A 26,610-nucleotide genomic window follows, 5' to 3' on the forward strand; every position below is an offset into this window, starting at 1 on the left:
CCTCGTTCTAAGCTCCTGACATGTCCCCGGATTCAGCACCGGCCGCCCAAGAGCCGGATCGTGCCGCGACCAGCGGCCCTCCGCCCAACCTGACCGCGCTGTTTGTGGCCTTCGCCCGGATGTCCCTGGCTGGTTTCGGCGGAGTTCTGGTGTTCGCCCGGCGGGCGATCGTCGAGCAGCACCGCTGGATGACGGCGGACGAGTTCAACGAAACCTTCGCGCTCTGCCATTTCCTGCCTGGGCCCAACATCGTCAATCTGTCGATGGTCTTTGGCGCGCGGCTGCGCGGGATCGCGGGCGGCGTTGCCGCCTTTGCCGGGCTGCTGCTGCCGCCGACGCTGATCATGACCGTACTTGCGATCATCTACGCCCGGTTCGGCGATGTGGAGGTGCTGCGCCGCATCCTCGCAGGCATCTCCTGCGCGGCGGTCGGCCTCCTGATCGCGGTCGTCTTTCGCATGATGACGCCGCTGTTCAAGCGGATGGACGCCGTTGCGCTCATCCTGATGCTCGCCGTGTTCCTTGCCATCGGCGTGCTTCGCCTGCCGCTCCAGACGGTGCTGCTGGTCGCGATCCCCGTGAGTGTCGGCGCCACCTTCCTCCTGCGGCGGAAGGTAGCAGCGTGAACGCCGAGAACCCGATCTGGGCGCTGATCTCCACCTTCGCTCTGATGTCGCTGTTCGCGGTCGGCGGCGCCGCGGCCGCGGTGCCCGAGATGCACCGTATCGCGGTCGATGTGCATCACTGGATGACCGACAAGCAGTTCACTGATGCCTATGCGATCGCGCAGCTCTCGCCAGGTCCGAACGTGCTTATCGTGACGTTAATCGGCTATGCCGTCGCCGGCATCCCCGGCGCGCTGGCAGCGACGCTGGCCATGTGCCTGCCGACCGCGCTGGTTGCCTACTATGTCAGCCGGCTCTTGAACCGGCCGAGCCAATCGCGCTGGCCCGGCCTGATCCAGGCTGCATTGGTTCCGCTCTCGATCGGATTGATGGCGGCGAGTGCCCTGATCCTGGCCAACGCGACCGATCGCACGATTGCTGCGGTGCTTCTGACCGCGATGGTTGCGGTGCTCGCAGCGGTCTCGCGCATCAATCCACTATGGCTCCTGCTCGCCGGGGGCTTGTTGGGTTTTGCTGGCATTGTGTAATGAAAATCGCTAGGCAGTGATCCGGGCGAGGGATCCATTTCCAGCCGATTAGAACAACACTGCGCGTGACTTACGGGTCGCGGAGGAGACATGCATGGCCGATACGATGGGCCACTCAGCGACAGCCACCCGAAACACCTCGGTGGCGATCGGTTTTTGTCTGCTGGCCGTTGCGCCGCAGATATTCGAATTCATCTGGTCGATCGGGACGATCTTTGGCTGGGGCGCGGGACGCGGCCCGGCCACCGTCCTGATCAACCACGCCACCGCGCTGGTCGCGGGCGCTCCCGCGGCACTGATCGGATCGGTCGGCGGTGAGACCAAGAAGGCGTCATCCGACGTGCTGCTGGCGCTGATCTATTCCTATCCGGTCTTAGCGGTGGCGATCGTCACGCTGTTCATGACCATCCGGTCGGCCCAGGATTATGTCGGCGGCGTCATCCTGATGGCACTCGCGCTGTTCGCGCTGTGGGCCTCGAGCGATTTGCAGGGCATGCGCGGCTTCTCCTTCGGTGCGGGCACCGCGCCGCGCATGTTCGGCGGGCTGCTGGTCGCCTTGTCCGCCGGCATTGCCTTGACCGGCCTTCTGACCGATGGGCCGGCGATGGCCCATTACTCCTGGCGCGGGCCGCTGTTCGTGATGGTCTCGATCGTGTTCTTCGCGCTCGCGATCCGGCCGCTGGGCCTCGTGGTCTCCGCCTTCGCGAGCTTCATGATCGCGGCGATGGGCTCGCATGAGACGCGCTGGCTGGAGGCTGCCATCGTCGGCGCCTGCCTGACGCTCGGCTGCGCGCTGCTCTTCCCTTACGTGCTCGGGCTACCGATGCCGATGTTTCCGCGTTTCCTGATCCAGTGAGGGCGTGATGGATATTTTTGCCAACCTCGCCCACGGCTTCGCCGTCGCGCTCTCTCCGATCAACCTCCTGATGTGCCTGATCGGCGCCCTCGTCGGCACGCTGGTCGGCGTTCTCCCGGGCATCGGCACCATCGCGACCGTGGCGATGCTGCTGCCGATCACCTTCGGACTGCCGCCGGTCGGCGCGCTGATCATGCTCGCCGGCATCTATTACGGCGCGCAATATGGCGGCTCGACCACGTCGATCCTGGTCAACATACCCGGCGAGGCGACATCGGTCGTCACCGCCATCGACGGTCACCAGATGGCCAAGCAGGGCCGTGCCGGCCCGGCGCTGGCGATCGCGGCAATCGGCTCGTTCTTCGCCGGCTGCGTCGCGACCGTGCTCATCGCCGTGCTCGGCGCGCCGCTGACCAAGCTCGCGCTGGCGTTCGGTCCGGCCGAGTATTTCTCGCTGATGGTGCTCGGTCTGATCTTCGCGGTCGTGCTGGCCAAGGGCTCGGTGCTGAAGGCGATCGCGATGATCGTGCTCGGCCTGCTCATGTCAATGGTCGGCTCGGACATCGAGACCGGCGCCTCGCGCATGGCCTTCAACATTCCGGAGCTCGCCGACGGTCTCGGCTTTGCGACGGTAGCGATGGGCGTGTTCGGCTTTGCCGAGATCATCCGCAACCTCGACGCCGGCGCCGAGATGAACCGCGACCTCGTGCAGCAGAAGATCACCGGCCTGATGCCGACCAGGAAGGATCTGCGCGACTCCGCGCCTGCCATCCTGCGCGGCACCGTGCTCGGCTCGATCCTCGGCATCCTGCCGGGCGGCGGTGCCGTGATCGCGTCCTTTGCGGCCTATACGCTCGAGAAGAAGATCGCCAAGAACCCGTCGCGGTTCGGCCGCGGTGCGATCGAGGGCGTGGCGGCGCCGGAAAGCGCCAACAACGCGGCGGCGCAGACCTCCTTCATCCCGCTGCTCACCCTCGGCATCCCGCCGAACGCGGTGATGGCGCTGATGGTGGGCGCGATGACCATCCATGGCATCGTGCCGGGCCCGCAGGTGATGCAGAAGCAGCCGGATCTCGTCTGGGGCATGATCGCCTCGATGTGGATCGGCAACCTGATGCTGATCATCATCAACCTGCCGCTGGTCGGAATCTGGGTCCGCCTGCTGCGCGTGCCTTACCGGCTGATGTTCCCCTCGATCGTGATCTTCTGCGCGATCGGCATCTACTCGGTGAACAACGCACCGGTCGACGTCATCCTCGCCGGCGTGTTCGGTCTCGTCGGCTACTGGCTGATCAAGCACGATTTCGAGCCGGCACCGCTGCTGCTCGGCATGGTGCTCGGACCGCTGATGGAAGAGAACCTGCGCCGCGCGCTGCTGATCTCGCGCGGCGACTGGAGCGTGTTCCTGACGCGTCCGTTGTCGGCGGTGCTGCTGGCGATCGCGGCGAGCCTGTTGATCCTCACGGTGCTGCCCGCGCTGCGCGCCAAGCGCGACGAGGTGTTCACCGAATCCGAGAACTGATCGCGTCGGCGCGGCGCCCTGCGTCCGCGCGCCGCATTCGGAAGTCGAATCGACTTGTGTGATGTCTTCGTGAAATGAAAATGCCGGCCCTTGTGGCCGGCATTTTTGTTTGTGTCCCAAGGAGTCGACAAGGAACCGACCTGGGACCGACAAGGAGATCGACATGACCTTTATTCGCGCGCTCGCGGGCGCATGTGCCGCGGCGGCCGCATCGCTGTGCGCGTTTGTCGCACCGTCTCAGGCGCAGACCTATCCGACGCGCGGCATCACCATGATCGTGCCGTTCGCGGCCGGCGGCCCGACCGACGTGATCTCGCGCATCGTCACCGCGCACATGGCGCAGACGCTGGGGCAGAGCATCGTCATCGAGAACGTGGTCGGCGCCGGCGGCACCACCGCGACCGCGCGGGCCGCACGCGCGGCCAATGACGGCTATACGCTGATCACGGGGCATATGGGCACGCACGCCGCATCCGTGCCGCTCTATCCGAAGCTTGCCTATCATCCGGAGAAAGACTTCGAGCCGATCGCGCTGCTGGCGGGCACGCCGATCCTGATCCTGGCGCGCAAGGATTTTCCGCCGAAGGACCTGAAGGAGTTCGTCACCTATGTGAAGGCCAATGCCGAGAAGGTGAACGCGGCGCATGCCGGCGTCGGCTCGGTCTCGCACGTGTCCTGCGAGCTCTTGCACTCCATCCTCGACATCAAGCCGGTCGGCGTGCCCTTCAACGGCACCGGCCCCGCGATGAACGCGCTGGTGGCGGGGCAGGTCGACTACATGTGCGACCAGATCGTCAACGCCGTGCCACAGATCAACGCCGGCACCATCAAGGCCTATGCGATCGCAACGGCCGAGCGCAATCCGTCGCTGCCGAACGTGCCGACGACGACGGAAGCCGGCCTGCCTGCGTTCCAGGCCCAGGCCTGGAACGCTATGTTCGCACCGAAGGGAACTTCGCCGGCCATCGTGGCGAGCCTGAACGCCGCCGCCGTCAAAGCGCTCGACGACGAGACGGTGAGGAAGCGCCTGCTCGAGCTCGGCAGCGTCATCCCGGGCCCAAAGGACCGGACGCCGGAGGCGCTCGCGACCCTCGTGAAGAACGAGATCGCGAAATGGACCCCGGTGCTCAAGCCGGCCAGTTAACCAGCACAATCAAGCCGATAGGCGGGGGCGGGACGCGAGTTCCGCCCCTTGCCGTTTGCACCGGAAACGCTCACTTTTTCCGGGTATAATCGGTGGAGGCAGCGAATCGCCGCTGTCGCAGCGCGGGGGTGGCCGCTAAGTTCGCGGCCTCCCCAAAGGCACACGACACATGCACCAGTATCAGGACCTGCTCGAGCGGATTCTTTCAGACGGCGCCGAGAAGACCGACCGGACAGGCACCGGCACGCTCTCGGTGTTCGGCCATCAGATGCGCTTCAATCTGTCGGCCGGCTTCCCGATGCTGACCACCAAGCGGCTGCCGCTGAAGGCGATCGTGCACGAGCTGTTGTGGTTCCTGAAGGGCGACACCAACATCAAATATCTGCGCGACAACGGCGTCACCATCTGGGACGAGTGGGCGGACGCCAATGGCGATCTCGGCCCGGTCTACGGTCATCAGTGGCGTTCCTGGCCCGCGCCGGACGGACGCAGCATCGACCAGATCGCCAACGTCGTCGACATGATCAAGCGCAATCCGGACTCGCGCCGCCTGATCGTCTCGGCCTGGAATCCGGCCGAGGTCGACAAGATGGCGTTGCCGCCGTGCCATTGCCTGTTCCAGTTCTATGTCGCCAACGGCAAGCTGTCGTGCCAGCTCTATCAGCGCTCGGCCGACGTGTTCCTCGGCGTGCCCTTCAACATCGCCTCCTATGCGCTGCTCACCATGATGGTGGCGCAGGTCACGGGCCTGAAGCCCGGCGACTTCGTGCATTCGTTCGGCGACACACATCTCTATTCCAACCATCTGGAGCAGGCGAAGCTCCAGCTCACGCGCGCACCGCGTGCGCTGCCGGTGATGCGGATCAATCCTGACGTGAAGGACATCTTCTCCTTCCGCTTCGAGGATTTCGAGCTCGTCGGTTACGATCCGCACCCGCACATCAAGGCGGAAGTCGCGGTCTGACGCAGATGTCGCTCAACATCCGCCGCGTGCGTCCTGGCGAAGCCGGGCTGGTTCTTGCCTTCATCCGTGAGCTCGCCGAATACGAAAAGCTCTCGCACGAGGTCGAGGCGACCGAGGCTGACATCGCGGACGCGCTGTTCGGCGAGCGACCGCGGCTCTATTGTGCGATCGCCGAGTGGAACGGCGAGGCGGTCGGCTTTGCGGTCTGGTTCGCCAATTTCTCCACCTTCAGCGGCCGTCACGGCATCTATCTCGAAGATCTGTATGTGCGGCCGTCGCATCGGGGCAAAGGCCTCGGCAAGGCGCTGCTGGTCTATCTCGCAAAGGAATGCGTCGAGAACGGCTGGTCGCGTCTGCAATGGGCGGTGCTCGACTGGAACGCGCCGTCGATCGCGTTCTACAAGTCGCTCGGTGCCGTCATGATGGACGACTGGACGCTGTGCCGCGTCACCGGTCCTGCGCTGACGCGGCTTGCGGGGAGCTCTGTCTGATGGAGATCGTCTTCGTCGTGGCGGTCGCGGAGAATGGCGTCATCGGCGCAGGTAACGCGATTCCATGGCGGCAGAAATCCGACATGGCGCGCTTCAAGGCGCTCACGATCGGCAAGCCCGTGATCATGGGCCGCAAGACCTTCGAATCCCTGCCCCGGCCGCTTCCGGGCCGCACCAACATCGTGATCACGCGCGATCCGGCTTATCGCGCCGCCGGTGCCGTCGTCACGACATCAGCCGTGGATGCGGAGGCGATTGCGCGCGGCGATGCCCTGCGGCGTTCGGTCACCGAAATCGCGGTGATCGGCGGCGCCGAGATCTATCGGCAATGGTTCGGTCGTGCCGATCGGCTCGAAATCACCGAAGTGCATGCGCGCCCCGACGGCGACACGCATTTCGGCATCGACAAGGCAGAATGGGAGGAGACGGCGCGCATCCGTCATCCTGCCGGACCGAACGACAGCGCCGATTACTCCTATGTGACATATCGTCGGCGGCCGCGCCATTAACCGCATTCGCCAATGTTAACATTGACTTTTCTGCCCCCGGGCTTAGCTGCAAAGACAGCCCGGGCTGCGTTGTAAGGGACCTGCCTGTCCCCTATAAAGCCGGACCGGACAAAGCGGGCAGGGGCAATTCCACCCTGCCGAGGAGAGCGTCGAATGCCGTGGAAGAATCAGGGCGGTGGCCCATGGGGCTCGGGTCCAAAGGGACCATGGGGCTCAGGCCCGCAACCGGTCGGGCCGAGGCCTCCGGATCTGGAAGACCTTCTGCGGCGCGGCCAGGACCGCCTTCAGCAGATCATGCCGGGTGGCTATTTCTCCGGCGTCGGCATCACGCTGATCATCCTGATCATCATCGCGTTCTGGCTGCTGTCGGGCTTCTTCCGCGTGCAGTCCGAGGAGCGCGGCGTCGTGCTGCGCTTCGGCAAGCATGTCCGCACCGTGGATCCGGGCCTGAACTATCATCTGCCCTATCCGATCGAGACAGTGCTGCTGCCCAAGGCGCTGCGCGTCAACACCATCTCCATCGGCATGACGCTGATCGACGATCCGGCACGGCGCGGCCGCTCCATTCGCGACGTGCCCGAAGAGAGCCTGATGCTCACCGGTGACGAGAACATCGTCGACGTCGACTTCACCGTGCTATGGCGCATCAAGCCCGACACCGGCGGCGTCGGCGACTTCCTCTTCAACATCCAGAACCCCGAAGGCACTGTGAAGGCGGTCGCCGAGAGCGCGATGCGCGAGGTGATTGGCCGCTCGCAGATCCAGCCGATCCTCACCGGCGCGCGCAACGTCACCGAACAGGGCGTGCAGGAACTGATCCAGAAGACTCTGGACAGCTACGGCGCCGGCATTCAGATCAGCCAGGTGCAGATGCAGAAGGTCGATCCGCCGGCGCAGGTGATCGACGCCTTCCGCGACGTGCAGGCGGCGCGCGCCAATCTCGAGCAGCTGCAGAACGAAGCACAGACCTACGCCAACCAGGTGGTGCCGCAGGCGCGCGGACGTGCGGCGCAGATCATGCAGGCCGCCGAGGGCTACAAGGAGCAGGCGGTTGCCGAGGCCAAGGGCCAGAGCTCGCGCTTCCTGAAGGTTTACGAGGAATACAAGAAGGCGCCCGAAGTGACGCGTGAACGGATCTATCTGGAGACGATGGAGCGCGTGCTCGGCGGCGCGGACAAGCTCGTCTATGACGGCGGCCCCTCGGGCCAGGGCGTTGTGCCCTATCTGCCGCTGGGCGAATTGACGACGAAGCGGCCGCCCGCCGCCGGTCAGCAATCGAGCGGAGGCAGCCGATGAGGTCTCCGGTCACAGGTATCGTCACCCTCCTCGGGCTCCTGCTCGTCGTGATCGTCGGCTACATGTCGCTATTCACGGTGCAGCAGACCGAGCAGACCATCGTGCTTCAGTTCGGCAAGCCCGTCGACGTCGTCACCGATCCCGGTCTGCACTTCAAGGCGCCGTGGAATTCGGTGATCAACATCGACAAGCGGATCCTCGATCTGGAGAACCCGTCGCAGGAAGCGATCGCATCCGACCAGAAGCGGCTGGTGGTCGACGCCTTCGCGCGCTACCGCATCAAGGACGCGCTGCGCTTCTATCAGAGCGTCGGCTCGATCCAGGCTGCCAACATCCAGCTCACCACGCTCCTGAACGCGGCGCTGCGCCGCGTGCTCGGCGAGGTCACCTTCATCAACGTGGTGCGCGACGACCGCGAGAAGCTGATGCTGCGTATCCGCGACCAGCTCGATCGCGAGGCCGACGGTTACGGCATCCAGGTCGTTGACGTCCGGATTCGCCGCGCAGACCTGCCGGAGCAGAACAGCCAGGCGGTCTACCAGCGCATGAAGACGGAACGCGAGCGGGAAGCCGCCGAGTTCCGGGCGCAGGGCGGCCAGAAGGCGCAGGAGATCCGCTCCAAGGCCGACCGCGAGGCGACCGTGATCGAGGCGGAAGCCAGATCGCTGGCTGAGCAGACCCGCGGCGTCGGCGACGCCGAGCGCAACCGCCTGTTTGCGGAAGCCTACGGCAAGGATGCTGACTTCTTCGCCTTCTACCGGTCGATGACGGCCTATGAGAACGGGCTGAAGTCGAACGACACCCGCTTCCTGCTGCGGCCGGACTCGGATTTCTTCCGGTTCTTTGGTAACCCGTCCGGCAAGGCGGCGACCGCGACGCCGGCAAAGCCGTAAGCTAGACAAGGGCGGCGGCAGGTCTGGCCGCCCTTCGTCCAGACAAGAACAGCACCACGGGAGGTTCCAATCCGATGAGGTCCATTGCGTTCGCCGACTTCCTCATCGGCTTAGGCATCCTGTTCGTGCTGGAAGGCTTGATGTTCGCGGCGAGTCCGAACTGGATGCGCAAGGCCATGAAGAGCGCCATCGCCACGCCGGACAACGTCCTGCGGGCGGTCGGGATCGGTTCGGCCGTGGTCGGCCTGATCCTGATCTGGGTGATGCGGCGTCCGATTTAGGCCTCGCGCCAACGCCAAAGTGAAGGCAAGGGACCGGTTTTCGCCGTATTATCCGGGTCTTGAGGCCCGTGAAGCTCCGCGCTTGCGCCGTCCCCCCGTTCGAGCGCAGTCTTGACGCCGAATCCCTTTTTCTGGAGATCACAATGACCGCTGCCATCATTGCCCCGTCCCGCTTGCGCCATCGTGCGCGACTTGGCGTGAGAATTGGGCTGGCCGCGCTCGCCGTCAGTGCTTTCGGCGCGTTCGGCACGCCAGCTCAGGCGCGCGGACCGGAGGGCATCGCCGACGTCGCCGAGAAGGTGATCGACGCGGTCGTCAACATTTCGACCTCGCAGACCGTCGAAGCCAAGGGCGGCGGCAGCAACACCATGCCGCAACTGCCGCCCGGCTCGCCCTTCGAGGAGTTCTTCGACGACTTCTTCAAGAACCGCAGGGGTCCCGGCGGCCCCGGTGGCGGCAAGGGCGGCGACAACGGCCCGCCCCGCAAGACCAACTCGCTCGGCTCCGGCTTCATCATCGACACATCAGGCGTCGTCGTCACCAACAACCACGTCATTGCGGACGCCGACGAGATCAACGTCATCCTCAACGATGGCACCAAGATCAAGGCCGAGCTGGTCGGCGTCGACAAGAAGACCGACCTGGCCGTGTTGAAGTTCAAGCCGACGAAGCCGCTGGTCGCGGTGAAGTTCGGCGATTCCGACAAGCTGCGTCTCGGCGACTGGGTGGTCGCGATCGGCAACCCGTTCAGCTTGGGCGGCACGGTGACGGCCGGCATCGTCTCGGCCAAGAACCGCGACATCTCCTCGGGTCCCTATGACAGCTACATCCAGACCGACGCCGCCATCAACCGCGGCAATTCCGGCGGTCCGCTGTTCAATCTCGATGGCGACGTCATCGGCGTCAACACGCTGATCATCTCGCCCTCCGGCGGCTCGATCGGCATCGGCTTCGCCGTGCCGTCGAAGACGGTCATGGGCGTCGTCGACCAGCTCCGCCAGTTCGGCGAATTGCGCCGCGGCTGGCTGGGGGTGCGCATCCAGAGCGTCACCGATGAGATTGCCGAGAGCCTCAACATCAAGCCGCCGCGCGGCGCGCTGGTTGCCGGCGTCGACGACAAGGGCCCGGCCAAGCCGGCCGGCATCGAGCCCGGCGACGTCGTCGTCAAGTTCGACGGCAAGGACGTCAAGGACCCGAAGGATCTCTCCCGCGTCGTCGCCGACACAGCGGTCGGCAAGGAGGTCGACGTCATCATCATCCGCAAGGGCCAGGAGGAGACCAAGAAGGTCACGCTCGGCCGCCTCCAGGATCCCGACAAGGTGCAGGCCGCGGTGAAGACCGACGAGCCCGCGCCGGAGAAGCCGGTGACCCAGAAGGCGCTCGGCCTCGATCTCGCCGTGCTGAACAAGGACCTGCGCACGCGCTACAAGATCAAGGACAGCGTCAAGGGCGTGGTCGTCACCAATGTCGACGCCAATTCCGACGCCGCCGAGAAGCGCCTGTCCGCCGGCGACGTCATCGTCGAGGTGGCACAGGAGGTCGTCTCCAGCGGCGCCGACATCCAGAAGCGGGTCGACCAGCTCAAGAAGGACGGCAAGAAGTCGGTGCTGCTGCTGGTCTCCAACGCCGACGGCGAGCTGCGGTTCGTGGCGCTGAGCGTGCAGTAAGGGGCGATACGCCCCGCACTCAACTGTCATGCCCCTTCGAAGGCGGGGGCATCCAGTACGCCGCGGCCTCTCGGTTCTAGCCGCACTGTCTCTGGAATACTGGATCGCCCGCCTTCGCGGGCGATGACAGCGGGGAGGAGGCTACCCCTCCACAAACTCCTCGCGTCTATACCCCTGCGCATAGAGCAGCGCGGTGAGATCGCCGTGGTCGATCTTTGCAGCAGCCGCAGCGGCCACCGCCGGCTTGGCATGATAGGCCACGCCCAGTCCCGCCGCCTGGATCATCGCCAGATCATTCGCGCCGTCGCCGACCACGACCGAGTCGACGTCGTCGAGATCGAACGACTCCATCAGATCCACCAGCGTCGCGAGCTTGGCCGCGCGGCCCAGGATCGGCTCCTTGACCTCGCCGGTGAACTTGCCGTCGCGCACGATCAGCTCGTTGGCGCGGTTCTCCTGGAAACCGATCCTGGCGGCGACCGCGCTCGTGAACAGCGTGAAGCCGCCGGAGACGAGGCAGGTATAGGCGCCGTGCGCCCGCATGGTCGCGACCAGTGTGCGGCCGCCCGGCGTCAGCGTGATGCGCTTTTCCAGCACCTCGTCGACGACACTGGCGGGAAGGTCCTTCAGAAGCGCAACGCGCTCGCGCAGCGCCGGCTCGAACTCGATCTCGCCGCGCATCGCGCGTTCGGTGATGGCGGCGACATGGGCCTTCATCCCGACGAGATCTGCGAGCTCGTCGATGCATTCCTGGCCGATCATGGTGGAATCCATGTCGGCGAGAAAAAGCTTCTTGCGCCGGACGCCGGCTGGCTGCACGACGATGTCGATCGGCAGGTCGCCGCGAAGCTCGCGCAACCGCTGTTCGATGGCGTGACGGTCGCCTTCGAGGTTACTGTCGGCGCCGAAGGGAATATCGACCGCAACCCCGTCGAACAGCCAGTGCGCCGGCGCCGCCTGAGGCAGCACGGCGCGGGCGCCGTCGACGATGGTAGAGTCGAGCGCGGGACTATCGGGATTACAGATCAGCGTGGCGACCAGGGACATTTGAGGTTTTCGTGAGCGAGGGGCAAGTCGGCAGAAGGCCTATTGGCAAGGCCGTGCTTATCGCAGGCCCGACCGCCAGCGGCAAGTCGGCGTTGGCGCTCGAGCTGGCGCTCGCCACCGGTGGCGTCGTCATCAATGCCGATTCCATGCAGGTCTACCGCGACCTGCGCATCATCACGGCGCGCCCCACACGGGCAGACGAGGCGCTCGTGCCGCATTACCTCTACGGCCATGTCGATGCCGCCGTGAATTTCTCGGCCGGCGCCTGGGTGAACGATGCAGCCAAGGCGCTCGAAGGGGCGCGAGCCGAAGGCCGCCTGCCGATCTTCATCGGCGGCACCGGGCTCTATTTCAAGGCGCTGACCGCGGGCCTCTCTGTGGTGCCGCCGATCCCTGCCGAGGTGCGCGAAGACGTGCGCGCGCGGCTGGAGCGGAACGGCGTCGAGGCGCTGCATGCGGAACTCGCGGCCCGCGATCCGCGTGCGGCCGGGCGATTGAACCTGCGTGACCGCACGCGGATCGCGCGCGCGCTCGAAGTGATCGAGGCGACCGGGCGCTCGCTGCTGGACTGGCATCAGGAGGGCCAGCCGCCGCTGTTGCCCAGGGACAGTTTTCACGCGGTATTTCTCGCCCCCGGGCGCGACGAGCTCTATGCCCGCATCGATGCCCGCTTCGACGCCATGCTCGGCGCCGGCGCCTTGAGGGAGGTCGAGCGCCTCGCCGCCCGGCAGCTCGATCCGCTGCTGCCGGCGATGAAGGCCCATGGCGTGCCGGCCCTGATCCGGCATTTGCGCGGTGAACTCAGCCTGGACGAGGCGGCCACGATCGGCCGCGCCGACACCCGCCATTACGCCAAACGGCAATTCACCTGGTTCCGGCACCAATTGCCGGAGTTCGAATGGGTGAAGCCGGAGGAGGCGAGGGGCTGGCTCGCGGCGATCGCGAATGCGGCGTAGGACGAGGGTTGAGGCCTCCTATGCGCTGTCATTCCGGGGCTCGCAAAGCGAGAACCCGGAATCTCGGGATTCCGGGTCTGGTCCTGCGGACCATCCCGGAATGACGGCGTAGGCGACGTGCTTTTGCGCCGGGTTCCCCGAATTTACCTCTCGCCGAACCCCGGGAACACCGCTACACTGCCAAAATCGCGCGGGGACGGCCGCATCGCCTTGACATCCGGGCTTTGGCCGCTATGTTTCGCGCAACCTTTGGGAAGCCGGGCGCCTGCCATGCGTAACATTATTACCAAGCTCCTTATCGCCGTCGTACCCAGGCACACCGCCGGGGATGGCTAGCTGCCATCCACATGACAGGCGGTGTGCATGGGCCCTCTTCGGGGCCTTTTTTATTTCCCGAACCCGACATGAATGAAGCCGCTGGCAACAGCGCATCCGGAGCAAGCCAATGAGCGACAAGAGCCACAATCCGAACCAGATGACCGGCGCCGCGATGATCGTTCGCGCGCTCATCGATCACGGCGTGACCGACATCTTCGGCTATCCCGGCGGCGCGGTGCTTCCGATCTATGACGAGATCTTCCAGCAGAGCGAGGTCCAGCACATCCTGGTCCGCCACGAGCAGGGCGCGGGCCACGCCGCCGAGGGCTATGCGCGCTCGACCGGCAAGCCGGGCGTTGCGCTGGTGACCTCCGGTCCCGGCGCCACCAACATGGTGACGCCGCTGACCGACGCGCTGATGGACTCGATCCCGCTGGTCTGCATCTCCGGCCAGGTGCCGACGCATCTGATCGGCAACGACGCGTTCCAGGAATGCGACACGGTCGGCATCACGCGTCCCTGCACCAAGCACAACTGGCTGGTGCGCGACGTCAACGACCTCGCAAAGGTCCTGCACGAGGCGTTCTACGTTGCGACCACGGGCCGTCCGGGCCCGGTGCTGGTCGACGTGCCCAAGGACGTGCAGTTCGCGACCGGCACCTATCATCCGCCGCGCAAGTCCGACGTGCACCGCTCCTACGCGCCGCGCGTGAAGGGCGATGCGACGCAGATACGCAAGGCCGTCTCGCTGCTCGCGAACGCCAAGCGTCCCGTGATCTACAGCGGCGGCGGCGTGATCAATTCCGGCCCGGAGGCGACCAAGCTGCTGCGCGAGCTGGTCGAGGTCACCGGTTTTCCGATCACCTCGACGCTGATGGGCCTCGGCGCGTATCCGGCGTCGGGCAAGAACTGGCTTGGCATGCTCGGCATGCACGGCACCTATGAGGCCAACATGACGATGCATGATTGCGACGTCATGCTGTGCGTCGGCGCGCGCTTCGACGACCGCATCACCGGCCGTGTCGACGCGTTCTCGCCGGGCTCGAAGAAGATCCACATCGACATCGACCCGTCCTCGATCAACAAGAACATCCGTGTCGACGTGCCGATCATCGGCGATTGCGGCAACATCCTCGGCGACATCCTCCAGGTGTTCAAGGCGGAGGCGAAGAAGCCGGACGTCAAGGCGTGGTGGCAGCAGATCGCGCAGTGGCGCGCCCGCAACTCGCTCTATTACAAGAAGAGCAACGACATCATCCTGCCGCAGCACGCGATCCAGAGCCTGTTCGAGGCGACGCGCGGCCGGGATACCTACATCACGACCGAGGTCGGCCAGCACCAGATGTGGGCGGCGCAGTTCTACGGCTTCGAGGAGCCGCATCGCTGGATGACGTCGGGTGGGCTCGGCACCATGGGCTACGGCCTGCCCGCCGCGGTCGGCGTGCAGGTGGCGCACCCGGACAGCCTCGTCATCGATATCGCAGGCGATGCCTCGGTGCAGATGACTATCCAGGAGATGTCGACGGCGGTGCAGTACGAGCTGCCGATCAAGATCTTCATCCTGAACAACCAGTACATGGGCATGGTGAGGCAGTGGCAGCAGCTGCTGCACGGCAACCGCCTGTCGCATTCCTACTCGGAGGCGCTGCCGGATTTCGTCAAGCTCGCGGAAGCCTATGGCGGCGTCGGCATCCAGGTGCACAAGCCTTCAGATCTCGACGGCGCCATCCAGGAGATGATCTCGGTCAAGCGCCCGGTGCTGTTCGACTGCCGCGTCGCTGCGCTGGAAAACTGCTTCCCGATGATCCCCTCCGGCAAGGCGCACAACGAGATGCTGTTGCCGGAGCAGGCGAACGACGAGGCGACGGCCAAGGCGTTCGCGGGCGGCAAGGCGCTGGTGTGACGTCATGTTCGACCTGAAGGAGCTCGAGCGCGCACTCGACATTGTGGGGCAGGCGGTGCCGGCTACGCCGGCGCACGCCTGGCCGCTGCTCGCCCAGCGTCTCGGCACCGAGGTCGTCGTCAAGCACGAGAACCACACGCCGATCGGGGCCTTCAAGGTGCGCGGCGGCCTCGTTTATCTCGATCGGCTCAAGCGTGAGCGGCCGAATACCCCGGGCATCATCTCGGCGACGCGCGGCAATCACGGCCAGAGCCTGGCGTTCGCGGCGAGCCGCCACGGCGTGCCTGCGGTGATCTATGTGCCGCGCGGCAACTCGGTCGAGAAGAACCGGGCGATGAAGGCCTTTGGCGCCGAACTCGTCGAGCATGGCGAGGATTTTCAAGCGGCCGCCGAGGAGGCGCAACGGCGCGCCCAATTTACCGGCCTGCACATGGTGCCGTCGTTCCATCCGGATCTCGTGCTCGGCGTCGCCACCTATGCGCTCGAACTGTTCCGGACGGCGCCAGATCTCGATGTTCTCTATGTGCCGATCGGGCAGGGCTCCGGCATCTCCGGCTGCATCATGGCACGCGACCTCCTGGGCCTGAAGACCGAGATCGTCGGCGTGCAGTCGACCGAAGCGCCGTCCTATGCGCTGTCGTTCGCGGCCGGCAAGATCGTGACGACGAAGACCAGCAACACGCTGGCCGACGGCATGGCAACGCGCATTCCCGACGCAGACGCGTTCGCGCTGATCCGGAAGGGCGCCTCGCGCATCGTGCAGGTCACCGACGACGAGGTCGCCGCCGCGATCCGCGCCTACTGGACTGATACGCACAATCTCGCCGAAGGCGCCGGTGCCGCCGCGCTCGCCGCGGCGCTTCGGGAAAAGACAAAACTGTCAGGCAAGCGCGTCGGTCTCGTGCTGTCCGGCGGCAATATCGATTTCGACCTGTTCCGCAGTTGGATCGGGGCAGAGGCGCCAGCGATGGCGTGACGGAGAGACAAGAGGGGACGACAATGAACCAGCCCGCATCCGCCTATTTCATCGAGGATCGCCACGATCCCAACGAGACGCATACGCTTTCGGTGCTCGTGCAGAACGAGCCCGGCGTGCTCGCGCGCGTCATCGGCCTGTTCTCCGGGCGCGGCTACAACATCGAGAGCCTCACGGTCTCGGAGACCGAGGCGCAGAAGCATCTATCGCGCATCACCATCGTCACCACGGGCACGCCGATGGTGATCGAGCAGATCAAGCACCAGCTCGACCGCATGATCCCGGTCTACCGCGTTGTCGACATGACCCAGACCAAGCGCTCGATCGAGCGCGAGCTGGCGATGGTGAAGGTGCGCGGGCAGGGCGAGCACCGGGTCGAGGCGCTGCGGCTGGCGGATGCGTTCCGCGCCCGCGTGATCGACGCCACCACCGAGAGCTTTGTGTTCGAGATCACAGGCAATACGGACAAGATCAATCAATATATCGACCTGATGCGCCCGCTCGGCCTTGTCGAGGTGTCGCGCACGGGCGTTGCCGCGATCGGCCGCGGGCCTGAAGGGATGTGAACCATGCTGGCGCGCGACTGGTACTACAACGAGCGGAACCGGATGGGCATCGAGCCCGCGGTGGCGTCGATCTACGACAGCCACGACGATGCCGATCTGCGGGCGCGCGCCGCCCTGAAAATGCTCGGTGTCCAGCGCGGCTGGCGCATCGCCGACATCGGCTGCGGCAACGGCGTGCTCGCCACCGAAGCTGCGCTGATGGGCGCCGAGGTCGATGCCATCGACATCTCGCCGGCGATGCTGGCGCTCGCCGAGATCTATGCCCGGGACCGCAAGGCGCCCGTGCGCACGCAGTCGGCCGGCCTGCTCAGCTTCGCCTACCGGCCGGAATCCTACGATCTGATCGTCAGCGAGTTCACGCTGCATCATCTGCCGGATTTCTGGAAGGTGGTGGCGATGTCGCGGATCTTCCGCGCGCTGAAGCCGGGGGCGAGCTTCTATCTGCGCGACATCGTCTATGCCTCGATGCCCGACGCGGTCGAGCGCGACGTCGAGCAGTGGGCAGAATTCCAGATCAAGAACCACGATTTCTCGCGCGAGGGCGTGGTCACGCATATGCGCGACGAATATTCCACCTTCGGCTGGGTGATGGAGCGGATGCTGTCCGATGTCGGCTTCACGCTGGTCTCGGCCGACTATCACGCGCCGATGCACGGCACTTATCTGCTGCGGAAACCCAATCCTTCCACGTAAAGGCCGGCGAGCAAGGCTAGACCAGAACAAGAAACAGGGCTGCACGACAGGGCAGAACCGGAAACAACAATGAAGCCGGCCGACATCCTCATCGCCCTCCTGGTGGCGATCATCTGGGGGCTTGCCTTCGTGGCGAGCCGGATCGCGCTCGACGAGTTTTCGCCGGAACTGATGACGGCGATGCGCTTCATTATTGCTGCGGTGCCGTGCCTGTTCATTCCCAAGCCGAAGGTCGCATGGTCGCTGCTGATCGCGATCAGCTTCACGCTGTTTCTCGGCCAGTTCCTGAGCCAGGCCTATGGCATCGCCCATGGCGTGCCGGTCGGGCTGACCAGTGTCGTCGTGCAGAGCCAGGCGCTGTTCACGATCGGCTTCGCCGCGATCGCCTTCGGCGAGCGGCCGACACAAGTGCAGACGCTCGGCATCGTCATCGCCGCAGCGGGCCTGCTGATGATCTGCGGCACCGTCGGCTACGATTTCAGCGTTGCCGCCTTTGCGGTGCTGATGATCTCGCCGATCAGCTTTGCCATCGGCAATCTGCTGCTGCGCAGCGCTCGCGGCGTGCCGATGTTCGATCTGTTCGCCTGGCTGTGCGTCGCCTCGGCCGTGCCGCTGTTCGTGCTAGCGCTGATCGCCAACGGGCCGGCGTCGACCTGGACGTCGCTGACGCACATGTCCCTGACATCGGCGCTCTGCATGCTGATGCTCGGCGGCATTTCCACCAGCATCGCCTATTGGCTGTGGGGCCGCCTCTTGCGCGACTATCCCGCGGCCCAGGTGGTGCCATTCGCGCTGCTGGTGCCGTTCGTCGGCTCCGCCGCCTCCAGCATCGTGTTCGGCGAACGGTTCGGCCCGCTGCGCCTCGCCGGCATGCTGACCGTGATCGGCGGAATCGCCGTGATGGTGCTGGCGAGGCGTCCGCAAATCCTGCCGAAGACGGCGTGAGGTGAATATGGCCTACTCGCTCTTCTATGCCTTCCTCGCCTTCATGGTGGTGATGTACTTCACCCCCGGGCCGAATAACATCATGCTGCTGGCGTCGGGCCTGACCTATGGCTTCCGCCGCACCATCCCGCACATCGTCGGCATCGTCATCGGCTTTGCCTTCATGGTCGCCACCGTCGGCGTCGGGCTCGGCACCGTGTTCCTGGCCTATCCGATCCTCCAGACCATTCTGAAATATGCCGGGGCGGTCTACCTGATCTATCTTGCCGCCGTGATCGCCATGTCCGGCCCGACCAAGCCGGGCGAGGAAGATGGCCGCGGCCCGATGACCTTTTGGGGCGCGGCCATGTTCCAATGGATCAACGCCAAGGGCTGGGTGATCGTGATCGGCACCATCACCGCCTATGCGGCGATTGCCCGGTTTCCCATCAACATCGTGATCCAGACCCTGATCAGCCTGCTCGTCGGCACGGTCTCGACCGTGGTCTGGGCGCTGTTCGGCACTGCATTGCGGCCGATCCTGACCTCCGAGCGGCTGGTCCGCGCCTTCAATATCCTGATGGCGATCCTGCTGTTGGCCTCCCTCTACCCCGTTTTCATGGATGCATGATGTCGCGGATTTCCATGCAGAAACGGGTTTCCCTCAGGGCTGAAAATGCTCTAGACAGCCCCCGAAATCCGCAAATTTCACCCTTCGGACACTGACCATCGGCCGATTTCGGCCCTGAACGAGGAAACGACCTATGCGTGTTTATTACGATCGCGACGCCGACCTGAACCTGATCAAGGGCAAGAAGGTCGCCATCGTCGGCTACGGCAGCCAGGGCCACGCCCATGCGCTCAACCTGAAGGATTCCGGCGTCAAGGAAGTCGCCATTGCGCTGCGCAAGGACTCGAGCTCGGTTAAGAAGGCGGAAGCTGCCGGCTTCAAGGTGATGGATGTCGCCGAAGCCGCCAAATGGGCCGACCTCGTCATGATGCTGACCCCGGACGAACTCCAGGGCGATATCTATCGCGAGCACCTGCACGACAACATGAAGAAGGGCGCCGCCCTCGTGTTCGCCCACGGCCTCAACGTCCACTTCAACCTGCTCGACCCGCGCGCCGACCTCGACGTGCTGATGATCGCGCCGAAGGGCCCCGGCCACACCGTGCGCTCGGAGTATCAGCGCGGCGGCGGCGTGCCCTGCCTGATTGCGATCGCCAAGGATGTCTCGGGCAACGCCCACGACCTCGGCCTGTCCTACGCCTCTGCGGTCGGCGGTGGCCGCGCCGGCATCATCGAGACCACCTTCAAGGAAGAGTGCGAGACCGACCTGTTCGGCGAGCAGGTCGTGCTCTGCGGCGGCTTGGTCGAGCTGATCAAGGGCGGCTACGAGACCCTGGTCGAAGCCGGCTACGCCCCGGAGATGGCCTATTTCGAGTGCCTGCACGAAGTGAAGCTGATCGTCGACCTGATCTATGAAGGCGGCATCGCCAACATGAACTACTCGATCTCCAACACCGCCGAGTATGGCGAGTACGTCACGGGTCCGCGCATCGTCACTGCCGAGACCAAGGCCGAGATGAAGCGCGTTCTCGCCGACATCCAGGGCGGCAAGTTCGCCCGCGACTGGATGCTCGAGAACAAGGTCAACCAGACCTCGTTCAAGGCGACCCGCGCCAAGCTCGCCGCGCATCCGATCGAGGAAGTCGGCGCGAAACTCCGCGACATGATGCCCTGGATCAAGAAGGGCGCGCTGGTCGACAAGAGCAAGAACTAAGCACCGTCATTCCGGGGGCGTGACGAAGTCGCGCCCCCCGGAACTCGATCCATATTCACCAGCTTCCGGGGTCTGCATGGAGCAGTCCCGGTCTGAAGCGGCCAGGTGATGTCCGCCTCGCGCCGGTGTGATCTCGCTGATCGTGCGCGCCGCTCCCCCCGCGCGGCGCGAAGCTCCGGCCGAAACCGACCTCGGTTTTGCAGCAGCATGGATGTTTTTCAGCGCTCCCCAAGTATTAGGGCACCGTTGCTGACCTGATTTCCGTACGACTACGGGATCGAATTGCGATAGGCAGATCAACCAAATCTTAGCGCGGCCGAGCGAGGGTGAGCCATTGCTCGTACTGCAGATGGACAATGCTGAACGCTTGGCGAAGGCTGGCCGGATCGCCGGGATCGTCCGTCACGATCCTGGGCTTGCTGTTTTCGCTCGTTGTCGTCGCTCTGTTTCTCGTTGATCTGGGCATCCGTTATCGAGAAGCGGTCGCATCAGCGAAAACCGACGCGCTCAATCTCTCGGCCATTCTTGCCGAGCATGCCGCGGTGACGTTCGAAGACATCGATCGAGTGCTGCTCGAGGCGCAGGCGATCCGCAAGGGCGCCTTGTCCGGAAAATACGCCGATCCCGGTGCGGCCAATGCCGCGTTGCGTCAACTGGTCAAGAGCTCGTCGATTCTCGTCGCGGTCGGCTGGACCGATGCGTCCGGCGCGGTCGTTGCGCATTCCTACGAGCACGCGCCGCCGCGCAGCAACATCTCCGACATGTCGCACTTCATCGCGCAGCGCGATGGCGCCGGCACCGGATTGTTCGTTGCGCCACCCTATCGTTCGGCCGGCGGCGACAAGTGGTTCAGCGCGGCGTCGCGCCGGTTGAACAACCCGGACGGGAGCTTTGCGGGCATCGTCACTGCACCGCTCGATCAATCTTTTCTCCTCAAGATCTACCGCAAGATAGATCTGGGGCAGGACGGCTCGGTCGTCCTGCTCCATCGCGTCGGGCGGATCCTGGCGCGCGTTCCGGAACAGAGCAACGTTTTGGGCATGTCGGTTGCGGGCGGCCCGCTCTTCACCCAGTATCTGCCGGTCTCCGAGTCGGGCTCATACGAGCTCACCAGCCCCGTCGACGGCGTCACGCGCATCGCAGGGTACAAGGCCGTGTCCGGCCTGCCGCTGGTTCTGGTGGTGACTTACTCGCGTAGTTACGTGTTGCAGCCGCTGTACCGGCATCTCTACACCTTCGGCCCGCTGGCTGCCGCGATCGTCACCATTATTCTGATCGGCACATTCCTGCTGCGGCGGCAAACGAATGCGCTTGCGGCTGCGAGTGCCCGGTTTGATGCTGCGTTGAGCAACATGCCGCATGGGCTCAGCATGTTTGACGCCGACGAGAGGCTTTTGGTCGCCAACAGCCGTTACCGCGAGATGTATGATCTCACGGAGTCGCAGGTCGAACCTGGAACGCCGCTCAGCAGCATCGTCGGCCACTACAAGGCGACGGGAGCCGAACTGGACGCGGAGGAATTCCTCGAGGGCGCAAAGCACCGGGCGCCGCGAATCCTCACGCTTGCCGATGGCCGGATCATCTCGATCCTGCGAACGCCCATGGCCGATGGCGGCTGGGTCGCGACTCATCAGGACATCACCGAGAGACGGCGAGACGAGATCCTGCTGGCCGAAAATGCCGCCGAGCTGAGGCTCATCAACACGCGGTTCGATGTCGCGATCAACAACATGAATCAGGGCCTGTGCCTGTTTGACGCCGATAAGAACCTGGTCGTCTCCAACAGCCGTTACCAGCAGATGTACGATCTGCCGGACGAACTGGTACAGCCAGGCACGCCGCTGCAGCGGATATTGCAGCACTATGCGGATCGCGGTGAAACCAGCTCGCTGTCGGTCGACCAGCATGTCCAGATCATGCCGACCCAGCGACAGCAGGACTACGCGTTGAAAGACCACCGCCAGATCCTGATCCAGCGCAAGCCGCTGCCGGACGGCGGCTGGGTTGCGACGCACGAAGACGTCACCGAGCAAAAGCGCGGCGAGCAGATGCTGGCCCAGAAGGCAGCGGAGCTGGAGGCGATCAATATGCGCTTCGATGCTGCCCTCAACAACCTGTCCCAGGGGCTCTGCATGTTCGACGCGGACCAGAGGATCGTGGTTTCGAACGCGCGCTATGCCGAAATTTATCATCTGAGCGGCGATCAGATCGGGCCAGGCACTTCGCTGGCGCAGATTCTCGAATATCGGCGCGAAAAAGGGACGTATTTTGCCGACGTCGCGCCGGACGTCTATCTCAGCCAGAACGTGAAGCAGCTGAGCGAGATCCGGGAACTTGCCGACGGCAGGGTGGTCGCGATCGCGCGCCACATGATGCAGGATGGCGGCTGGCTCACGACCCACGAGGATATTACCGATCGGGCGAGAAACGAGAAGCGTATCGCCTATCTGGCGCAGCACGATCTGCTCACGGGTCTTGCGAACCGCGCCGTGTTCTCCGAAAAGCTCGACGATGCCGCAAAGCGGTCGCAGCGTCATGGCACGACGTTCAGCGTGCTGATGCTGGATCTCGACAGGTTCAAGGCCGTCAACGATACGCTCGGTCACGCCGCGGGCGACCAGTTGCTGGTCGAGGTTGCGCGGCGGCTGAGTTCGTCGTTGCGGGATACCGATGTGCTGGCGCGGCTCGGCGGTGACGAATTCGCGATCATCCAGGAGAACGAAAAAAATCAGAGCGAGGGCGCGATTGCTCTCGCTCTGAGGATCATCGGCCTGATCGAGCAACCCTTCGATCTTGACGGCCATCGCGTCAGCGTCGGCGCCAGCGTCGGCATCGCCTTCGCGCCGGAGCACGGCGCCGACGCCGAGACGTTGCTGCAGAAGGCGGATGTCGCGCTCTACGCGACGAAGTCTGCCGGCCGAAACGATTTCCGCATCTTCCAGCCCGAAATGACGGAAGCTGCGGACACACAGAAGTCGATGGAAGGCGAACTGCGGGAAGCGATGGCCCGCAACGAGTTCGAGCTGCACTACCTGCCGGTGATCGACGCCAGAACGCGCGCGATGACGGGCCTGGAATGTTTCGTGCGCTGGCATCACCCTTCGAAGGGCGTGCTGGCGCCTTTCCTGTTCCTCGGTGTCGCCGAGCAGGCCGGACTGATGGTGCCGCTCGGTGAATGGATATTGCGACAGGCCTGCCTGGACGCGGCTGCCTGGCCAGCGCACATCAGGGTCGCCGTCAACATGAGCGCCGCCCAGTTCCACAGGAGCAACGTGCTCGACGTCGTCCTGTGCGCGCTGGTCGAGTCGGGATTGTCGCCCGAGCGGCTCGAACTCGAAATACCGGACGCTGCGCTCCTGGACGGGAATCTTGCGGCCCACCTGCTGACGGTCCGGCAACTGAAGAACCTCGGTGTCGGCGTCGTCCTCGATAATTGCGGTGTGGGCTATTCCGCGGCGAGCTACCTCCAGAGCTTCCCATTCGACAAGTTCAAGATCGACCGCGCGATCGTGAAGGACTGCACGACGCGAAGGGATTGCGCCGCGGTCGTCGCCTCCGCGGTCGCATTGGCGCGCGGTCTCGATGTCGCCACGGTCGCCAAGGGCGTCGAGACCCGTGCGCAATTCGAGGCTCTTCAAGCAGCGGGCGTGGACTTCGTCGAGGGATACCTGTTCGGGCGACCTGTGCCGAACTCTGAAATCAGTTTCGATTTGCCGTTGCCGGCACAAAACGTCGCGTGATCTCATGACCTCCGTCGGAACACAGGCAACTCGACCCCAGGGTCACGAGAGATGAATTTGGCGAACGGCCTGATCGATCAACTCGAGATCGCGCTGGCGAGCCCGGAACTGTCGAAGCGCGCCGAGCTTCTGCGTCAAGTCGCCGATCTCTTCGTGTTGGGCTCGGGCAAGTTCAGCGACGTGCAGATCGATCTGTTCGACGGGGTGATGAGCACGCTTCTCAAGAATATCGAGTGCACCGCGCGGGCGACCTTCGGGGGCCGGCTTTCCAGATTGCCTGACGCGCCACCCCGCACGATCCGCTTGCTGGCGTTTGACGATGCGCCCGAGGTGGCCGCGCCGGTGCTGGAGCACTCACCACGGCTCGACGAGGTGACGTTGGCGGAGAACGCGCGGACCAAGAGCCAGGATCACCTGCTGGCCATCGCCGGCCGCAGCCAGTTGACGGAACCCGTCACCGACGTCCTGGTCGAACGCGGCAACAGCGACGTCGCGGTGCGGACAGCCGGTAACGGTGGGGCCAGGTTCTCGGTCCAGGGAATGTCCCGGCTCACCGGCCGGGCCCGGGACCATGGCGCGCTCGCCATCTGCATCTGGGCTCGCCCCGATATCCCGCGCGCGAGCTTGCTGAAATTGTTCGTCCATGCGTCCGAGATGGTGAGGCGCAAGCTGGAGGCGGCCGATCCGCGCCAGGCGGCGCTGATCCGGAGTGCCATTGCGGAGAGCTCCGATGAGCTTCATACGATGGCCCGGGCAGGCTCGAGCGAACATGCCCGGGCGTTGGCCGAGGTGAGGTCGCTACATTCGGGTGGGCAACTCGACGAGGCACGCGTGCTCGACTTCATCGGCGAGCGGAGCTTCGACAAGACCGCCGTCGCGCTGTCGCTCATGAGCGATCTGCCGATCGGAGCGATCGAGCGTGCGCTGGTCCGCTCCGAGCCCGAGCAGATTCTCATTCTTGCGAAGGCGATCGGTCTGTCCTGGGACACGACGAAGGCGATCTTGACGTTTCAGCCCGGTTCACCCCGCGAGGCGAAAGAACGATTGGAGCAGTGCTTTGCAAGCTTCCTCCGGTTGAAGCCAAATACTGCGAAGGCCGCGCTCCAATTCTACCGGCTCCGCGAGCGGGCCGGCCAGGGTCCTGTCCACTAGCGGACGCGAACCCAAACCACATTCCTGGTCTCGCGCCGTTTTTCAGATTTTTTCAGAATTTCGCGATCGCCAAAAGCTCGGCGCCTTCAGAGACAAGGATTCGGCTCTTCATCCGCCTTTTCAAGGCGCAAACAATCTCATTTCCCGACGTTCGCGCGCCGCTTCATCCTAAGAACCGACATCTGCCGCGCCTGCTTGAGAGCTGGGCGGCATTGCGCACCGGTGCCTTCCTCCTGCATGATCGCGGGAACTTTTGGGGAATGACCATGCGATCTGTCGTCGTCACCGGCGCGTCCACCGGCATCGGCTGGGCCATTGCGAAATTCATGGTCGGGCGCGGCTATCGCGTGTTCGGCAGCGTCCGCAAGCAGGCCGACGCCGACCGGCTCACGGGTGAGTTCGGCGCCAACTTCACACCGCTCCTGTTCGACGTCACCGACGAGGCGGCAGTCCTCGCTGCTGCGCGAAACGTCCGCGAGGCGCTGGGCGGCGAGACGCTGGCCGGCCTCGTCAACAATGCCGGTGTCGTGGTGGCCGGTCCCGTGCTCGAATTGTCGGTCGATGATTTCCGCCGCCAGATGGACATCAACGTCATCGGCCCTGTGATCGCGACGCAGGCTTTCGGGCCGCTGCTCGGCGCGGACCCGTCGCTGAAGGGGCCGAAGGGGCGGATCGTGATGATCAGCTCGGTCGCAGGCAAGAACGGCAATCCGCTGTCGGCGCCCTACTGCACCTCCAAGCACGCGATCGAGGGACTGTCGGAAAGCCTGCGCCGCGAGCTGATGCTGTTCGGCATCGACGTCATCATCGTCGCCCCCGGCGCGGTGAAGACGCCGATCTGGAGCAAGGCTGAAGAGATCGATCTCTCCGTCTACCAGAACTCGCCCTATCTGCCGGCGCTCAACAAGGTCATGGCGTTCATGATGGCGCTCGGCGCGAAGGGCCTGCCCGCCGAGCGCATCGCCGAGATCGTGTTCGAGGCGCTGACCGCGGCAAGCCCCAAGGTGCGCTACCAGATCACGCCCAACCCGATGCGGCATCTGATCGGGGCCGTGCTGCCGAAACGGACGCTCGATCGGATCATCGCCAAGCAGCTTGGGCTGTTGCCGCAGGGGTGACGCCCCGCTTCAGCGCGCCGCGACGGTCCGTCCGCGCGGATGGGCGGCCATCGCGATCAGCCGCAGCGCAATCACGGCGAGCAGCGGAAGGAGGAAAGCGGCATAGAGCGGCATCGCCGGCACGCGCTTGCCGAACGACACCATGAACTGGAGCCAGAGGTAATAGCCCCCTGTGAGGTGCAGCGCGCGCCAGGCGCGCGGCCCGAGCAGCGCGGCGGTGCGGTCGAACGAGGTCGCGCTCATCGCGATGATGAAGGCATAGCCGATGCCGCCGAAGATGTAGGAGGCGGCCGAGGTCGCCTCCGCAAAGTCGGCCGGATCCATATTGGCGAACGCGACGATCGCAACCGCGTGGATCGCGTGGGAGGCGGCGAAGCTCAAGCCCAGATAGCGGCGGTTGCGGCGCTGCCAGCGCGTCCAGGCATTGGGCCAGAGCCGGGCGAGAGCCGCAGCGCCGAAGGCGAGACAGAACAGCATGAGCGAGCTGCGCGCCGTGAAGCGGATCACCACCCGCACGCCCTCGACCTCGAATTGCCGCATCGAGGCGATCCACAGGCTGAGGACGATCAGGCTGAGGGTGAGGGCGGCCAGCAGCCTCCAGCCTTCGAGCCAGCTTTGCCGTTGTGACATGGTGGTTTCCTCCCTTATGTAATCATC

General features: G+C 64.8%; 25 protein-coding genes. 23 read left to right on the forward strand and 2 right to left on the reverse strand.

Features of this window, described 5'->3' with window-relative positions; all coding sequences use genetic code 11:
• The first annotated feature begins 20 nt into the window (after positions 1-20).
• From EI171_RS15080 to EI171_RS15135, 12 genes are all read left to right on the forward strand, one after another.
• Positions 21-626 (forward strand): chromate transporter, encoded by a 606-nt coding sequence (locus EI171_RS15080; RefSeq protein WP_161533740.1) that lies wholly within the window; start codon positions 21-23, stop codon positions 624-626.
• Positions 623-1,153, forward strand: coding sequence for a chromate transporter (locus tag EI171_RS15085; protein WP_011089256.1), 531 nt, complete (start codon positions 623-625; stop codon positions 1,151-1,153). Before EI171_RS15080 ends, EI171_RS15085 begins: the two co-directional genes overlap by 4 nt.
• 94 nt (positions 1,154-1,247) lie before the next feature.
• On the forward strand, positions 1,248-2,009 hold the full coding sequence (locus EI171_RS15090) for a tripartite tricarboxylate transporter TctB family protein (RefSeq protein ID WP_161533741.1): 762 nt from the start codon (positions 1,248-1,250) through the stop codon (positions 2,007-2,009).
• A 7-nt stretch (positions 2,010-2,016) separates the two neighbouring features.
• On the forward strand, positions 2,017-3,531 hold the full coding sequence (locus EI171_RS15095) for a tripartite tricarboxylate transporter permease (protein ID WP_027544749.1): 1,515 nt from the start codon (positions 2,017-2,019) through the stop codon (positions 3,529-3,531).
• A 163-nt stretch (positions 3,532-3,694) separates the two neighbouring features.
• Positions 3,695-4,675 (forward strand): tripartite tricarboxylate transporter substrate binding protein BugD, encoded by a 981-nt coding sequence (locus EI171_RS15100; protein WP_161533742.1) that lies wholly within the window; start codon positions 3,695-3,697, stop codon positions 4,673-4,675.
• A 169-nt stretch (positions 4,676-4,844) separates the two neighbouring features.
• Positions 4,845-5,639, forward strand: coding sequence for a thymidylate synthase (locus EI171_RS15105; protein WP_011089252.1), 795 nt, complete (start codon positions 4,845-4,847; stop codon positions 5,637-5,639).
• A gap of 5 nt (positions 5,640-5,644) precedes the next feature.
• On the forward strand, positions 5,645-6,130 hold the full coding sequence (locus EI171_RS15110; protein ID WP_011089251.1) for a GNAT family N-acetyltransferase: 486 nt from the start codon (positions 5,645-5,647) through the stop codon (positions 6,128-6,130).
• Entirely contained in the window at positions 6,130-6,639 is a 510-nt protein-coding gene (locus EI171_RS15115) for a dihydrofolate reductase (RefSeq protein WP_011089250.1), read from the forward strand. The genes EI171_RS15110 and EI171_RS15115 overlap by 1 nt, the downstream gene beginning before the upstream one ends.
• A gap of 153 nt (positions 6,640-6,792) precedes the next feature.
• Entirely contained in the window at positions 6,793-7,935 is a 1,143-nt protein-coding gene (gene hflK / locus EI171_RS15120) for an FtsH protease activity modulator HflK (protein WP_011089249.1), read from the forward strand.
• Positions 7,932-8,828, forward strand: a complete 897-nt coding sequence (gene hflC, locus EI171_RS15125) for a protease modulator HflC (RefSeq protein ID WP_011089248.1) — start codon at positions 7,932-7,934, stop codon at positions 8,826-8,828. Before hflK ends, hflC begins: the two co-directional genes overlap by 4 nt.
• A 74-nt stretch (positions 8,829-8,902) precedes the next feature.
• Positions 8,903-9,109 (forward strand): DUF2065 domain-containing protein, encoded by a 207-nt coding sequence (locus EI171_RS15130; RefSeq protein ID WP_011089247.1) that lies wholly within the window; start codon positions 8,903-8,905, stop codon positions 9,107-9,109.
• A gap of 143 nt (positions 9,110-9,252) precedes the next feature.
• Positions 9,253-10,776, forward strand: coding sequence for a Do family serine endopeptidase (locus tag EI171_RS15135; protein WP_011089246.1), 1,524 nt, complete (start codon positions 9,253-9,255; stop codon positions 10,774-10,776).
• A 141-nt stretch (positions 10,777-10,917) separates the two neighbouring features.
• Here the strand turns inward: EI171_RS15135 and serB are convergent, their stop codons facing one another.
• Positions 10,918-11,823, reverse strand: a complete 906-nt coding sequence (gene serB, locus EI171_RS15140; RefSeq protein ID WP_060908559.1) for a phosphoserine phosphatase SerB — start codon at positions 11,821-11,823, stop codon at positions 10,918-10,920.
• 11 nt (positions 11,824-11,834) lie between these two features.
• On the opposite strand from serB, the gene miaA reads away from it, so the two are divergent.
• From miaA to EI171_RS15195, 11 genes are all read left to right on the forward strand, one after another.
• Entirely contained in the window at positions 11,835-12,779 is a 945-nt protein-coding gene (gene miaA / locus EI171_RS15145) for a tRNA (adenosine(37)-N6)-dimethylallyltransferase MiaA (RefSeq protein WP_161533743.1), read from the forward strand.
• A gap of 445 nt (positions 12,780-13,224) precedes the next feature.
• Positions 13,225-15,000: an acetolactate synthase 3 large subunit gene (locus EI171_RS15150; protein ID WP_161533744.1), complete on the forward strand. Its 1,776-nt coding sequence runs from the start codon at positions 13,225-13,227 to the stop codon at positions 14,998-15,000.
• Between the two features lie 4 nt (positions 15,001-15,004).
• Entirely contained in the window at positions 15,005-15,976 is a 972-nt protein-coding gene (locus EI171_RS15155; RefSeq protein WP_161533745.1) for a threonine dehydratase, read from the forward strand.
• A gap of 23 nt (positions 15,977-15,999) precedes the next feature.
• Complete coding sequence (gene ilvN / locus EI171_RS15160; protein ID WP_011089241.1) at positions 16,000-16,542, forward strand: acetolactate synthase small subunit; 543 nt, start codon at positions 16,000-16,002, stop codon at positions 16,540-16,542.
• A 3-nt stretch (positions 16,543-16,545) separates the two neighbouring features.
• Entirely contained in the window at positions 16,546-17,235 is a 690-nt protein-coding gene (locus EI171_RS15165) for a class I SAM-dependent methyltransferase (protein WP_011089240.1), read from the forward strand.
• A gap of 69 nt (positions 17,236-17,304) precedes the next feature.
• Positions 17,305-18,180, forward strand: coding sequence for an EamA family transporter (locus tag EI171_RS15170; RefSeq protein WP_161533746.1), 876 nt, complete (start codon positions 17,305-17,307; stop codon positions 18,178-18,180).
• 7 nt (positions 18,181-18,187) lie between these two features.
• Positions 18,188-18,790, forward strand: a complete 603-nt coding sequence (locus tag EI171_RS15175; RefSeq protein WP_028176170.1) for a LysE family translocator — start codon at positions 18,188-18,190, stop codon at positions 18,788-18,790.
• Positions 18,791-18,923: 133 nt separating this feature from the next.
• Positions 18,924-19,943 (forward strand): ketol-acid reductoisomerase, encoded by a 1,020-nt coding sequence (gene ilvC, locus EI171_RS15180; protein ID WP_011089237.1) that lies wholly within the window; start codon positions 18,924-18,926, stop codon positions 19,941-19,943.
• A gap of 356 nt (positions 19,944-20,299) precedes the next feature.
• Positions 20,300-23,683, forward strand: a complete 3,384-nt coding sequence (locus tag EI171_RS15185; RefSeq protein ID WP_246740544.1) for a PAS-domain containing protein — start codon at positions 20,300-20,302, stop codon at positions 23,681-23,683.
• Positions 23,684-23,734: 51 nt separating this feature from the next.
• Positions 23,735-24,835, forward strand: coding sequence for a DUF2336 domain-containing protein (locus EI171_RS15190; RefSeq protein WP_161533748.1), 1,101 nt, complete (start codon positions 23,735-23,737; stop codon positions 24,833-24,835).
• Positions 24,836-25,101: 266 nt separating this feature from the next.
• Entirely contained in the window at positions 25,102-25,953 is an 852-nt protein-coding gene (locus EI171_RS15195; protein WP_161537006.1) for an SDR family oxidoreductase, read from the forward strand.
• Positions 25,954-25,962: 9 nt separating this feature from the next.
• Here EI171_RS15195 and EI171_RS15200 read toward each other — a convergent pair whose 3' ends face one another.
• On the reverse strand, positions 25,963-26,583 hold the full coding sequence (locus tag EI171_RS15200; RefSeq protein ID WP_161533749.1) for a hypothetical protein: 621 nt from the start codon (positions 26,581-26,583) through the stop codon (positions 25,963-25,965).
• Between the last annotated feature and the right edge of the window lie 27 nt (positions 26,584-26,610).

The organism is Bradyrhizobium sp. LCT2, assembly GCF_009931255.1.
GTDB lineage: Bacteria > Pseudomonadota > Alphaproteobacteria > Rhizobiales > Xanthobacteraceae > Bradyrhizobium > Bradyrhizobium diazoefficiens.